General features: G+C 67.4%; 10 protein-coding genes. 3 read left to right on the forward strand and 7 right to left on the reverse strand.

The genetic code is table 11. The annotated features are described in order from the left end of the window. Positions 1–111: 111 nt before the first annotated feature. Genes ACPUD7_RS02855 through ACPUD7_RS02865 form a run of 3 tightly spaced genes read right to left on the reverse strand, consistent with a single transcriptional unit; the run spans position 112 to position 2638 of the window. Positions 112–1629 carry a hypothetical protein gene (locus ACPUD7_RS02855; protein WP_425119062.1) on the reverse strand — a complete coding sequence of 506 codons (1518 nt, stop codon included), beginning with the start codon at positions 1627–1629 and terminating at the stop codon, positions 112–114. Continuing rightward, positions 1629–2396 carry a hypothetical protein gene (locus ACPUD7_RS02860; RefSeq protein WP_135541679.1) on the reverse strand — a complete coding sequence of 256 codons (768 nt, stop codon included), beginning with the start codon at positions 2394–2396 and terminating at the stop codon, positions 1629–1631. The genes ACPUD7_RS02855 and ACPUD7_RS02860 overlap by 1 nt, the downstream gene beginning before the upstream one ends. Next, positions 2393–2638, reverse strand: a complete 246-nt coding sequence (locus ACPUD7_RS02865) for a hypothetical protein (protein WP_135541681.1) — start codon at positions 2636–2638, stop codon at positions 2393–2395. Before ACPUD7_RS02865 ends, ACPUD7_RS02860 begins: the two co-directional genes overlap by 4 nt. Positions 2639–2910: 272 nt before the next feature. Between ACPUD7_RS02865 and purB the strand changes: the two genes are divergently transcribed. Further along, complete coding sequence (gene purB, locus ACPUD7_RS02870; RefSeq protein WP_425119064.1) at positions 2911–4344, forward strand: adenylosuccinate lyase; 1434 nt, start codon at positions 2911–2913, stop codon at positions 4342–4344. Positions 4345–4413: 69 nt separating this feature from the next. Here purB and ACPUD7_RS02875 read toward each other — a convergent pair whose 3' ends face one another. Together ACPUD7_RS02875 and ACPUD7_RS02880 are read right to left on the reverse strand one after the other, a co-directional pair. Beyond that, on the reverse strand, positions 4414–5229 hold the full coding sequence (locus ACPUD7_RS02875) for a transcriptional regulator (RefSeq protein ID WP_135541684.1): 816 nt from the start codon (positions 5227–5229) through the stop codon (positions 4414–4416). A gap of 388 nt (positions 5230–5617) precedes the next feature. Next, on the reverse strand, positions 5618–6988 hold the full coding sequence (locus ACPUD7_RS02880; RefSeq protein ID WP_135541686.1) for an MFS transporter: 1371 nt from the start codon (positions 6986–6988) through the stop codon (positions 5618–5620). Positions 6989–7109: 121 nt separating this feature from the next. Between ACPUD7_RS02880 and ACPUD7_RS02885 the strand changes: the two genes are divergently transcribed. Next, a complete protein-coding gene (locus tag ACPUD7_RS02885) occupies positions 7110–7997 on the forward strand; it encodes a serine aminopeptidase domain-containing protein (protein WP_135541688.1) in 888 nt (295 codons plus the stop codon). A gap of 108 nt (positions 7998–8105) precedes the next feature. Here ACPUD7_RS02885 and ACPUD7_RS02890 read toward each other — a convergent pair whose 3' ends face one another. After that, complete coding sequence (locus ACPUD7_RS02890; RefSeq protein ID WP_240690017.1) at positions 8106–9506, reverse strand: D-arabinono-1,4-lactone oxidase; 1401 nt, start codon at positions 9504–9506, stop codon at positions 8106–8108. Continuing rightward, positions 9503–10702 (reverse strand): amino acid deaminase/aldolase, encoded by a 1200-nt coding sequence (locus ACPUD7_RS02895; protein WP_135541692.1) that lies wholly within the window; start codon positions 10700–10702, stop codon positions 9503–9505. Before ACPUD7_RS02895 ends, ACPUD7_RS02890 begins: the two co-directional genes overlap by 4 nt. Positions 10703–10752: 50 nt before the next feature. Here ACPUD7_RS02895 and ACPUD7_RS02900 point away from each other — a divergent pair, with 50 nt between their 5' ends. Further along, the gene (locus ACPUD7_RS02900; protein ID WP_135541694.1) at positions 10753–12342 is read left to right on the forward strand and encodes a succinic semialdehyde dehydrogenase; all 1590 of its coding nucleotides are present in this window, start codon (positions 10753–10755) and stop codon (positions 12340–12342) included. Positions 12343–12619 lie beyond the last annotated feature (277 nt).

The following is a 12619-nucleotide window of genomic DNA, read 5'->3' on the forward strand; positions in this document are numbered from 1 at the left end:
CGCCCGCGAGCGCTGCCGCCCAAGCGCGCCCCCGAGCACTGCTGATCGTCTTCAGCAGCGCCGGCAGCGGGGCTTCCGAACCGGGACGGCCCGTGAACGAGGTAGGCGAGCTCAGGTGCGTCGGCGCTTGCCCTGATAGTCGTGGGTCTGTTTGAGATCGCCGGTGAAGAACCCTGAATTCTTCGCGGTGAAGCGGTTGAGACTCGGATGTCCTGCCCGCAGCAGCAGCGCGATCGAGGCCGCGTAGGCCGTGGACGAGTGCGCGGCACCGGCCGAGGCGAACATCTCATCGAGTTCGGCATCGGTCTTGTTCGCCAGGCCGGGGGCCTTGCGCAGTTCGTCGGGGTCGTAGTCGACGGTGATCGTCGACCAGTTGTCAGCTGCCGGATTCTCGCCTCCGTCGAGGTCGGGCACAAGGTCCTGTTCGTGTTCGATGGAGAGTACGTCGATGCCGGAGTCGATGGGGAAGTCGGAGACCGGGGCACCGACCGTCATGAGCGCGGTGACGTTGACATCGCCGAGGAACGCCGGGTCCACAGCCAACGAACCGGCGGTGATCCCTCCCTGCGAATAGCCGACGAGCATGACCTCCGCTCTCCGGCCGATTCCGGCATCGGCGATGGCCTGCCGCACCATTTCGCGCATCACGGTGTCGTTGCCGGCCATGCCCTGGACGTTCGTCGTCAGATCGGTCGTGTTGTCTCCGGACTTCGGCGACCAGTCGGTGGTGGCGGGAACGTAGACGATGTAGCGGACGGCGCCGTCGGGGCCGACGATCTCTTCGATGCGCACCTGCCCGGAGTCCGCACCGAGGTGGCAGTTCGCCTCGCGGATATAGAGGTCTTCGACGTCTCGGGGCGGTTCTGTGTGCGGCGGGGTCAGTCCCTTCGCCTTCCACACCTCGACGTCGGAAGGCAGCAGCAGGCCGATCCGGTTGGCCCCAGCGAGCACCCAGATCGTCATCGACTGCGAATCATGCGGCCAGAAGGCGTGACCGGCTTTCGAATCCAACGCTCCGGGCGGCAGGCCCATGAAGCCGACGACGATGCCCGGCAGCACATGTTCGATGACGGCTCCGGACACATCGGAGTTCTCGAACACGAGCTTGATCAGGGCCTCCTTCGCCTGTGCTTTGGTCTTGCCGAGGTCGATGCCCCAGTGTCTGACGATGAGGTCATCGAGTCCGGTGGCGTCGAGGATCTTCGCCACCGCGATGACCTGGCCGCCGATGACGAGGGCGACCGGGATGAGGACGGGCAGGCTCATCGCCAGCGCCCGTCCGGCGGCCCAGCCGAGGGCGTCGAGGAGTCCTCCGAAGACTTCGCTGATGCCCTTCTCCGCCTGCCGGTAGGCGAATGCGGCGGCCCGCACGCCGAGCAGTGTGGCTTCGAGTTCGATGAGCACGGCGGCTAACTGCCGGTGGAACGCGGCCCGGCGGGCGTCGAGGTTGAGCGCCGTGATCGGGGCGGGCACCTGGGTGAGCAGGGTCGCGAGGTCGAAGTCGGCGATGCTCGCTTCCACAGCCAGATCGCCGACCTCGCCCATCACGGTCTGCAGTGCGTCTCCGCTGCCCTCGGCGCGCTCGTCGACGGTGATGCGTCCACCGCCGCGGGTGGTCGAGTCGACCATCACCGGAGCCCCATCGTCAGCGTGCGGGTGAGTACGGCGCTCAGCAGCTTCCGCACTGCCGTGTCCCCGGCTTCGACATCGGCGTCGACGGTGACGCGGTCGCCGCGGCGGTCGAGAACCGGGCGGAACCAGGTCCCGCCTCGGCGGTGGAGGAACTCCAACCCGGCGGCTCCTCCCCGACCGGCCCAGCTGAGGGTGAGCACGCAGTCGTGTTCGACGAGTTCGGCGAGGGCTTCGACGACCCGTCCGACCTGGCCCGGACCGATCCGGCGCAGAAGCTGATGGCCGGCGAAGTCCTCAAGGCCTTCGCCCGCCAGTGCCACCACCGCATGGCTGCCACCCGCCCCGAGGCAGAGCGCAAGGTGGACGGTTTCGACGCCCGAGGACAGCACGACGGTGATGCGGGTGCTCGTCTGGTCAAGTTCGGAGGCGAACCCGTGCACCCACGCCGTGAGAACATCGAGCTCCCGCTCCGTCCCGACAGCGCCGTCGCTGCTCCCTCCCGCCGAGGCGGTGCCCGCCTTCGCGTCTCCCGTTGAGAGGGGGTCGCGCGTGCCCTCGCCCGCCGAGGCGGTGCCCGGGCCCGTCTCGGCCGCCGGGTCGAGGTCCGTCACTGCCGCGGGGGCGAGGGGCGGGCCCTCGCCCTTTCGGTGCGGCAGCAGCTCGGGCGGCCACAGTCGCCGCAGCCGATCGGGCAGACGCAGGATCCGCTCGAGGTCGACAAGGATCCACTGTTCAACGGCGCCCGTGGCGGAATCAGCGTTCACAGTTGGATCCGCCCTCCCGCCGAGACGACCTGCAGGTGGAGGTCGTAGGCCTCGGCGAGTTCGTCCGCGCACTCCGCGAGCCGGTCGATCGACGTCGCGCTCGACGTCACCCGGTCCTCGAAGAGGTGCCCGGCCGGCGAGTCCCAACTGTCGATCTGCCGACAGCACTGAGCCACCGAACGCAGCAGATCACCTCGCCGCAGCCATTGGTCGCGATTGCGCGCCAACTCGTCCGTGATCATCCGTGTCTCCTCCCACTCGTCGCATCGGCTCCACGCTCGATCTGCCTGACTGTCTGCCTGACTGTAGGGAGCTCCGAACGGGCCAGGGAACCCCCGCTCGTCGGCTTGGGGACGAGCCTCGAGCACCCACAGGCCTCCGGCGTCGAAGTCACCTCCGGATCCACAGGCGCCCGTGTCCGAGTCACCTCCGCCCGGCGATCTCGCCGCGGGCAGGCGTCCGTTCCAGACGGTCGGGTTCCGCCCCGCGCGGGCGCTCATGAGAAAATAGGGGTATGCCGACTGTTTCCCTTGCCGAAATCTCGCCCGCCATCGCCCTCGGACCGCTTGATGGTCGCTACCGCAAAGACACCGCTGACCTCGTCGATCACCTCTCCGAGGCGGCACTCAACCGCAACCGCATCACCGTTGAGGTCGAGTGGTTCATCCACCTCGCACAGAGCTCCGTGATCGAGGGGGTGCGACGCCTCACCGATGAGGAGGTCGACGGTCTGCGGGACTTCGCCGCCGACTTCGATGCCGAGACCATCGCGACGCTCGCCGCCCACGAGGCCGTGACCGTCCACGACGTCAAGGCCGTCGAATACACAATCAAAGAGGCCCTAGTGAAGATCGGGGCCGAGGATCTCAGCGAACTCGTCCACTTCTGCTGCACCTCCGAAGACATCAACAACCTGTCCTGGGCGCTCGGGATCAAAGGTGCCACCGAACAGGTGTGGCTGCCCCGCGCGAAGGCACTCATCGACGCCCTCGCCGAATCCGCCTCGGCGCTGGCCGATGTTCCGATGCTCGCGCACACCCACGGTCAGCCGGCGACGCCGACGACGATGGGCAAAGAGCTCGCCGTCTTCATCCACCGGCTGCGCCGCCAGTATGAGCGCATCGCTGCCACCGAGTTCCTCGGCAAGATCAACGGCGCCACCGGCACCTATTCGGCGCACCTGGCCGCCGTACCCGGAGCGGACTGGCCGCAGATCGCGCAGACCTTCGTCGAAGACCGTCTCGACCTGAGCTTCAACGCCCTGACCACGCAGATCGAGTCCCACGACTGGGATGCCGAGCTCTTCGCCGACATCGCCCGGTTCAACCGGATCGCGCACAACCTCGCCACCGATATGTGGACCTACATCTCGATGAACTACTTCAAACAGATCCCCGTGGCGGGGGCGACCGGGTCGTCGACGATGCCGCACAAGGTCAACCCGATCCGCTTCGAGAACGCCGAGGCGAACCTCGAGCTCTCCTGTGCCCTGCTCGATTCGCTCGCCTCCACCCTGGTCACCTCCCGGATGCAGCGCGACCTCACCGACTCGACCTCGCAGCGCAACATCGGCGTCGCCTTCGGCCACTCGGTGCTGGCGCTGAACAACCTCGTCAAGGGCCTCGGCGCCCTCGCCATCAACGAGGAGGCGCTGGCCGCCGATCTCGATGCGAACTGGGAGGTGCTCGGCGAGGCGATCCAGTCGGTGATGCGTGCCGCGGGTCTCCAGGGCGTGCCCGGCATGGAGAATCCGTATGAAACGCTCAAGGAACTCACCCGCGGCAAGCGCATCGACCAGGCCGATCTGCAGGAGTTCGTCGACGGCCTCGGGCTGCCCGAGGACCGCGCCGAGCTGCTCAAGGCGCTGACCCCCGCGACCTACACCGGTGTGGCCGCCCAGCTCGCTGAGTCCGCAGTCTCCGACTGGAAGGCCTACAGCGAAGCCTGATTCACGCCGCTGTCACGAGACATCATCGAGGCCGGTTTCCGAATTCGGAAACCGGCCTCGATGCGTCGTTCAGGCTGCGGGGATATCGAAGGTCTTCGTGTACTCGGGGATCTTCTCGTCGGTGCCCATGACCTTGCCGGCTCCGCGTTCGTAGCGGATCGTGTACGTGTCCTTCTTTTTATCGGGGACATAGGCGATCCACCCCGTGTGAGTTCCACCGTCACGGCGGGTGACGTTTTCAAAGGGTTCGTACCCGGCGGCCTCCATCTCGGCCTCGACTCCGGTGGTCTGGTCATAGCGATAGTCGGCACCGCCGTCATTGGAGATCTTGAAGGCTCCGGATTGGATAAGGCCGCTGTACTTCTTTCCCGGAGTGATCTTGACCTCGAGGAGCACAACCTCACCGCCGAGCTCGATCGTGGTGGCCTTCTTGCTGGATTCGAAGTTGCGCACGGCAGAGAGCACCTCGATGTCGTCATCCATCTGCGGGTCCGTGAAGCTCTTCCCGACCGAGACTTCAGCCTGGTTCCCCGACGAGGCCGCCGCACCCGAATCCGACGAGCCGCCATCTGTACCCGAGGTTCCGCTGCCCGTGGTGCCGTCGTCGGTGCCCGTGGTGCCGCTGTCCGACGAACCGCCGTTCGAGGATGCTCCGCTGTCCGAAGAAGCCGAGGATCCCTGATCGGCTGTGTTGTCATCGGTTCCCGACTCCTGGTCGGTATTGCCCGACCCCGGCGGCTGCTGGCCATCGGCCCCGGCCTGTTCACCGGACTGTCCGTCCTGATCGAATGGTGTGACCTGGTCGATGAGCGAACATCCGGAGAAGGCGAGTGTGCAGGTGAGAAGGGCTGCGGCGGTGAGTGTGGCGCGGTTCAGGCGTTTCATGGTGATCCCCTGTTCGGATTCTCGCACCCGGGATCTGTGTGCCCGAATGCCTGTCATGAAACCAACTTATGGGTGCCGCGGCCTCCAGATATGTCCTGCGTGTGGCAGATCGGACACGACTGTCATCAATCGGGCGCACGCGCCCATCCTGGCCCTTCAGACAGAACGAAACATCTGCCCTCCCCTCAGGCGGAACGAAACATCTGCCCTCCCCTCAGGCGGAACGAAACATCTGCCCTGCCCCTTAAGGCGGAACGAAACATCTGCCCTGCCCCTTAAGGCGGAACGAAATATCTGCCCTGCCCCTTAAGGTGGAACGAAATATCTGCCCTGCCCCTTAAGGTGGGGACCGTCCGTCGGCCGGGGATGAGATACCCGCCCCGACTCGTCAAGCGGGGACGAGATGCCTGTCCGCGTCCACCTCGGCGAGGGTCTTCTTTCCCATGCTCCGGGCGAGGATGAGCGTCGGAACGCCGGCCACGACGATGACGACGGTCGCATAGATCGCCGGGGCCAGGGTGACGCCCGTCGACGACATGAGCGCCGTGGCGATGAGCGGGGAGAGTCCGCCGAAGAGGACGGTGGCCACGTTGTAGCCGATCGCCATGCCGGAGAAGCGGCTCGTGCCGGTGAACTGTTCGGGCACCATCGCCGCAGCTACTGCGCTCCACCCGGCCGCCGGGATGGCGAGGAAGGCGGAACCGGCGACCGCGATGCCCGCGGACTGATTGCTCAGCAGCACATAGGCGGGAATCGTCGTGAAGACGAAGACGACCATGAGCGCTGCCAGGGCCGGCTTCCGCCCGAACCTGTCCGAGGCGAGCCCGAAGAACGGGGTGACGATGATGGCGACGACGGCGGCCACGGTGCCCAGGGCCAGGGAGCCGGAGTTCGGGACCTTCGCCACCTCTTCGATATAGGTCGGCACATAGGTGATGTTGAGGAAGTAGCTGACCGAACCGATCGAGGAGATGAGGAAGGCGACGAGGATCGCCCGCGGCTGCTCGAGGACGGCGGTGATGAGCGGGGAGCGTTTGAGCGCGACGTCCTTCGATTCCTTCTCCGCCTGCTGCAGCCGCTTGAAGGTCTCGGTCTCCTCCATCATCGATCGCAGCGGCACCATGAGGATGGCGAGCACCGCGCCGAGGACGAACAGCAGCCGCCAGCCCCAGGAATCCATCGCCTCGGGGCTGAGCGTATTCGCCAGCAGGGCACCGGAGCCCACCGCCAGCAGGGCGCCGACTTCACTGTTGGCCGCAGCCCAGCTCGCCGCCAGTCCCCGTTTGCCCGGTGCCGCCGATTCCATGAGGAAGACCATGATGCCGGTGTATTCGGCGCCGACGGAGAACCCGGACAGGCACCGCAGGGTGACCATGAGGACACCCGCCCAGATGCCGATCGTCTCGTAGTTCGGGATGACGGCGATCCCGAGCATCGAGATCGCCATGAGGACCGCAGAGATGATGAGCGTCGACCGGCGTCCGATCCGATCGCCGAGGTGGCCGAAGACCATCGCACCCAAGGGCCGGAAGAGGAAGCCGGCGGCCCCCACCCCGAGGGTGAGCAGCAGCGAATCCGTCTGATCGCCGAAGAATTCCTTGGTCAGGGTCGTGGCGACATAGAAGAAGATGGAGAAGTCGTACCATTCGACGACGGTGCCGAACGCCGCAACGAACATCGACCGGCGGCGGCCTCTCTCCCGGTCTCGGCTGGCTGCCTCAGAAGGTGTGGCGGGACTGTTCCGATCGGACTCGGTCATGCGCCGAGCGTACCAGTCCACCCGGACGCCGTCCCGGACATCAGCTTTCGACTCGACCGCACCTGAAATCTGTATTACCGATCGGTAGCGAATCGGTGTTCTGCTGATTACGCTGACTCCTATGGACACTCCCCTCCACGAACAGCTGCGCATCCCAGTGCCGAGCCGATACGGCCCGAGCGAGATCGACGGCCACGTCCTCCACCCCGCTGGGACACCGCTGGCGGTGCTGACGATCCACCCCGCCACCGCGACCCCCGAACGCTTCTACTTCTCCTTCGCCGAGGCGGCCGCCGCCCGGGGATTCATCGTGCTCACCTATGGTCTGCGCGGAGTCGGCGACCGAGCCGAGGCTCGGGCGCACCGGCGGGTGCGCATGCGCGACTGGATGGCCGAGGACATGCCCGCCGCGGCACAGTGGGCGGCGACCGCCTTCCCCGATCTGCCCCATGTCGCGATGGGCCACAGCATCGGCGGGCATGCCCTCGTCCAGGGCTACGGCGGTGAGGCGCTGGCCGGCATCGTCACCGTCGCCTCACACCGGGCATCGACACGGGACATCGTGTCGCGCAGCGAGCGGCTGCGCGTGGGACTCGGTCTCGGCGGTCTCGGCACCCTGGCCACCCGGGTGCTCGGGTACATGCCCGGCAGGGCGCTCGGCCTCGGCGAGGACATTCCCCAGGCCGCGCTGTTCGAGTGGACGCGGTGGCTGCGTCTGCCCGAGTACTTCTTCGACGACCCGACACTGGGGGCCGGAGCGCGCGTGGCCCGGTTGGCCACGCCCGTGTTCGCAGTCGGCGCCTCCGATGACCCGTGGGCCGATCCCGCGCAGATCGATGAACTCGTCGATCGTCTGCGACTGGCACCGGTGACTCGCCGCACCTTCACCCCGACCGAGCTCGGCGTCGAGCGCATCGGCCATCACGGCCTCCTCCGCCGGTCACTCGGTCAGGCGGCCTGGCCGGAGATCCTCGACTGGCTCGAAACGGCGGCCAGCGGTCCGCACTGACGGCTCGAACACGGCACGCTCCGCTTCCTGCGACTCGGCCGACCGCTCGATGGACCACCCCATCCCGCCCGACGTCACCGCACTTCAGACGTCACCGCACCCGAATCTTCACCGGGCGTCGAGCCCGAACAGCGAGTCGGTGAAGCGGTTGCCGAACATCGCCTGCGGGTCGAGGCGAGCGCGCAGCTCGCAGAAGTCATCGAACCGCGGGTAGAGTCCGCGCAGATCAGCGGTTGTGCGCGTATGGATCTTGCCCCAGTGCGGTCGTCCCCCGTGGCGGCACAGGATCTGCTCGACGACCCGGAAGTATTCGGCGAAGTCCTCTTTGATGAACCGGTGGACGGCGATGTACATCGACTCGCGTCCCGTCGCCGTCGACAGCGGCACATCATCGGCGGCCGCGCACCGAACCTCGAGGGGGAACGAGATCTGCCACCCTTTGGACTCGATCGTCTCTCGGATCTCCCGGATCGCCTCGGTGCCGGCGGCGAAGGGCAGCGCATACTCCATCTCATTGAATCTCACTCGGCGCGGAGTGACGAACACGTCATAGCCCGGTGCCCGGTACATCCGATCCGCGACCACGGACTGGGCGATGCGGTTGATCGAGGGCACCATGCCCGGCACCTTGGCCCCGAGCTCGACGGCCAGGCGCAGGGCCCCGTTCTCGACGATCTCCTTGTCGAGGAGGGTCGCCCAACGGTTGCGCACCCCCGCCTCGGCGAGATTCCCGGTCCCGGCCGCCCCCGGGTCGACACGGGTGTTCGTCTTCGTCAGCACCGTTTCGGTGTGCGGAAACCAGTAGAACTCGAAGTGGTCGGCACCGCGCATCCGCTCCTCGAGCCCGTCGAGGAGTTCATCGAATCCCGCGACCTTCTCCTCGGCGATGAGATCGAAGGCGGGCACACAGCGGAGTTCGATCTCGGTGATGACTCCGAGCACGCCGAGGCTGACCCGGGCGAGGTCGAAGGTCTCCGGTTCGGCGTCAGCGGAGAGCTCCCGGACCCGCCCGTCGGGCCCCATGAGACTCAGCCCCGTGACGGTGCCGGCGAATCCGGTGAATCCGAGTCCGGTGCCGTGGGTGCTCGTCGAGATCGCCCCGGCCAGGGACTGCGGGTTGACGTCGCCCTGGTTCTCCAGCGCCAGGCCGAAGGGTTCGAGCAGGGCGGGGATGTCCCGCAGCCGGGTTCCCGCCCCGAAGCGCACCCGCCTGCGGGATTCGTCGACGGCGACGATCCCGGACAGCGCATCGAGGTTGACCATGACATCGTTGCCCGCGGCGACGGGCGTGAAGGAATGTCCGGCCCCGACGACGCGCAGCCGCTCCCCCTCTGCGGCCGCGGAGGCGACGATTCCGGACAGTTCGTCCGCCGAGGCGGGACTCGAGTAGGTGTGCGGATGAGCGTGGACATGCCCGGACCAGTTCCGGAACGGCTGCCGGCCCCGACCCGAGCCCCGCGTCGGGGCCCGTCCCGTCTGTCGACCGCGGACGATCTTCGCTGCGCTCACAGCACCAGCCCCTCTCCCCTGTACGTCGCCCATCTGTCGGTGATCCGGCCGTGGGAGACGACGGTGAATTCGTTGAAATGTTCGGCCAGTTCTCCCGCCTTCGCATGACGGAACCAGACGAGGTCGCCGATGCCCACATCGTCGGCACCGGGTCCGGTCAGCGGTGTCTGCACCTCACCGGGACCTTCGAGACTCGAGTATTCGAGCCCGGGCGGCCAGGCGATGGTCGGCAGACGGTCGGGCCCGGGCACGCCGGAGGCGATGAAGCCGCCCTTGAACACCGTCACCCAGCCGGGTGCTGGCCTGCGCACGACGGGGGTGACGAAGAAGGCGGCGGGACGGTGCCGGAAGTGCGTGTAGCCGTCGAAGAGTCCCGGGGAGAAGAGTCCGGAGCCGGCGGCAAGATCGGTCAGCGTGCCCTCGACGGCACTCGATTCGAAGGAACCGGTGCCGCCTCCGTTGACGAATTCGAGGTCGGCGATCTCCCGCACGGCGGCGATGACGGCCGCCCGGCGCTCGGCGAGTTCGGCGATCGAAGCCTTCTGCATGGCGCGGACGACGACCTGTCTGGCCGAGCGTCCGGCGTCGGCGGTGCCGGCGATCTGCCCTTCGTAGAACATCAGCCCGACGAGCTCGAATCCCGGTCGAGCGGCGACCTGCCGGGCCAGGGTCACGGCGGTGTCGACATCGCGGACCGGTGATCGCCTGGCCCCGATATGGATCCGGTCGCCCAACCAGGCCTCGGCCGGACGGAAGGAGGAGTCGACGTCGATGCACACCCGCACCGAGGCAGCGGACGCCTCGGCGACGGATCGTCTCACCTCGTCGATGATGTCGAGGTGGGTCACGGAGTCGATCATCACGGTGATCTGGTCCAGCGCTCCCGCCTCGGCGAACATCCGGGCCAGCGCCTGACGGTCGAGACTCGGATAGCCGATGACGATGTCGCGGACGCCGCGGGAGTGGAGGATGAGCGCCTCGGGCACGGAATAGGAGAGCACCCCGGCGCAGGCGGGATGGGCCAGAGCCCGATCGATGGCCGCGGGCACCCGCAGCGATTTCGTGGCGACCCGGATCGGCAGCCCGCGAGCACGCTCGGCCAAGGCGTCGAGGTTCGCGTCGAAGGCGTCGAGGTCGATCACTGCAGTGGGGTCTCCGGTTCCGTTCAGCGCACGCCGAAGATCACTCGATACCATGACCGGTATTGTATCCCGCAGATGACCCACGTCACATGAGAAGGCAGCCGATGAGATCAGAAACCGCCGTCACAATCTCCAACCAAGCCGCATCTGACCACGTCACAGCGGCTCTGCGTGAGTTCCTCGACACCGATCCGTACGCCGAAGCCTCGGGGTCGGGTGAGCGCGAGCGCGGCGTCGAACCGTTCACGGGTGAGGCCGTCGACCGGTTCGCCCGGAACACCGCCGCCGATGTCGAAGCCGCCTACACCACCGCCCGCATCGCCGCCTCCGCCTGGGCCGCCCAATCCGTCGAACACCGGTCGAAGGTGCTCACGCGCCTGCATGCCTCGCTGCGTCGGCACGAGGATCTGCTGCTCGACATCGTCCAGTTCGAGACCGGCAAGGCTCGCATCCACGCTTATGACGAGGTTCTCGACACCTTCAATGTGCTGCGCCACTACGGGGTGATGGCTGCCCGCTACCTGCGCCCCGAACGTCGGCGCGGGGCGATTCCCGGCCTCACCCGCACCGAGGTCACGCGCACACCGCTGGGCGTGATCGGGTTCATCACGCCGTGGAACTACCCGCTGACCTTGGGGGCGACCGACCTGTTCGCGGCCCTGACCGCCGGCAACGCCGTCGTCCACAAACCCGACTCGACGACCACCCTGACCGCGATCTTCATGCGTCGCCTGGCGATCGCAGCCGGACTGCCTCCCGAGGTGTGGCAGCTCGTGCCCGGCACCGTCGACGCGGTCGGACCCGCGCTGCTCAGCGGCGCCGACGGCCTGTCATTCACCGGTTCGACGGCCGCGGGACGGTCGATTGCCTCCGAAGCGGGACGCCGTCTGCTGCCGACCGCGCTCGAGCTCGGCGGCAAGAACCCCCTGGTCGTGCTCTCGGATGCCGACCTGCCGAAGGCCGTCGAGGGGGCCGTGCGCGGGTCGTTCTCCTCGGCCGGGCAGCTGTGCATCTCGATCGAACGCATCTACGTCCACAAGGACCTCTACCCCGCCTTCTGCGCCCACTTCGCCGAGGCGGCCCGTGCCGTGACCTTGAGCGCCGACTTCGAGTACGGCCCGGGAATGGGGTCCCTGGCCGGGCCGAAGCAGTTCGAGCGGGTCAGCGCCCACGTCGAGCAGGCGCGCAGCGTCGGTGCCGCGGTCATCGCCGGCGGCCACGCGGTGCCCGAACGCGGACCGTACTTCTACGCCCCGACCGTGCTCACCGATGTTCCCCCCGAGGCGGATCTGCATCGTGAGGAGACTTTCGGTCCCGTCGTCGCCGTCTACCCGGTCTCCTCCGACGCCGAGGCGGTCACGGCGGCCAATGACAGCGAATACGGACTCTCGGCCGCCTTGTACTCCCGCTCCCACGGACGCGAGTACGCCCGGCAGCTCCAAGCGGGAATGATCAACGTCAACGAGGTCTACCCGGCCAGCTGGGGGTCCGTCGACGCCCCGGCCGGCGGGGTCAGAGCCTCGGGGCTGGGCCACCGGCATGGAGCCGAAGGCATCCACCAGTTCATGCACACGCACACGATCGCCGAACAGCGGCTGCACCCGATCGCCCCGGCCGGCCCCGTGGATCAGAGGACGTTCGCGAAGGCGATGACCGGTGCGCTCACGGCGATGCGGGCCCTGCGCATGAAGTAGCGGCAGCCGGGGGAGCAGCACCACCGGCGGCGAAGCGACCCGCGCCTCGCCGCTGCGACTTCGGAGCACTCTTCGCCGCCGCGCTCGGCCAGATGTGGTCGCGATCGGACACTTCCCCAAATCCAGGTCGCAATCGGACATTTCTGTCGTGGCGGGCTCAGGGTTCTAGTGCAACACCGTGGTGCGTTTATCCTACGTTTTCCATCACGATGCCGGCGAGCACCTCAGCAGGAGTCGCGTACTCCAGAACCTTACGGGGCCGCCGGTTGAGCTGATC

The sequence above is a fragment of the Brevibacterium sp. FAM 24630 genome (assembly GCF_049804075.1).
In the GTDB taxonomy this organism is placed as follows: Bacteria; Actinomycetota; Actinomycetes; order Actinomycetales; family Brevibacteriaceae; genus Brevibacterium.

What these genes read in the sequence shown, in the direction of transcription:
- ACPUD7_RS02865 (WP_135541681.1), bottom strand. Translation starts at nt 2,638, where the DNA reads ATGATCACGGACGAGTTGGCGCGCAATCGCGACCAATGGCTGCGGCGA.
- ACPUD7_RS02885 (WP_135541688.1), top strand. Translation starts at nt 7,110, where the DNA reads ATGGACACTCCCCTCCACGAACAGCTGCGCATCCCAGTGCCGAGCCGA.
- ACPUD7_RS02880 (WP_135541686.1), bottom strand. Translation starts at nt 6,988, where the DNA reads ATGACCGAGTCCGATCGGAACAGTCCCGCCACACCTTCTGAGGCAGCC.
- purB (WP_425119064.1), top strand. Translation starts at nt 2,911, where the DNA reads ATGCCGACTGTTTCCCTTGCCGAAATCTCGCCCGCCATCGCCCTCGGA.
- ACPUD7_RS02875 (WP_135541684.1), bottom strand. Translation starts at nt 5,229, where the DNA reads ATGAAACGCCTGAACCGCGCCACACTCACCGCCGCAGCCCTTCTCACC.
- ACPUD7_RS02855 (WP_425119062.1), bottom strand. Translation starts at nt 1,629, where the DNA reads ATGGTCGACTCGACCACCCGCGGCGGTGGACGCATCACCGTCGACGAG.
- ACPUD7_RS02900 (WP_135541694.1), top strand. Translation starts at nt 10,753, where the DNA reads ATGAGATCAGAAACCGCCGTCACAATCTCCAACCAAGCCGCATCTGAC.
- ACPUD7_RS02895 (WP_135541692.1), bottom strand. Translation starts at nt 10,702, where the DNA reads ATGGTATCGAGTGATCTTCGGCGTGCGCTGAACGGAACCGGAGACCCC.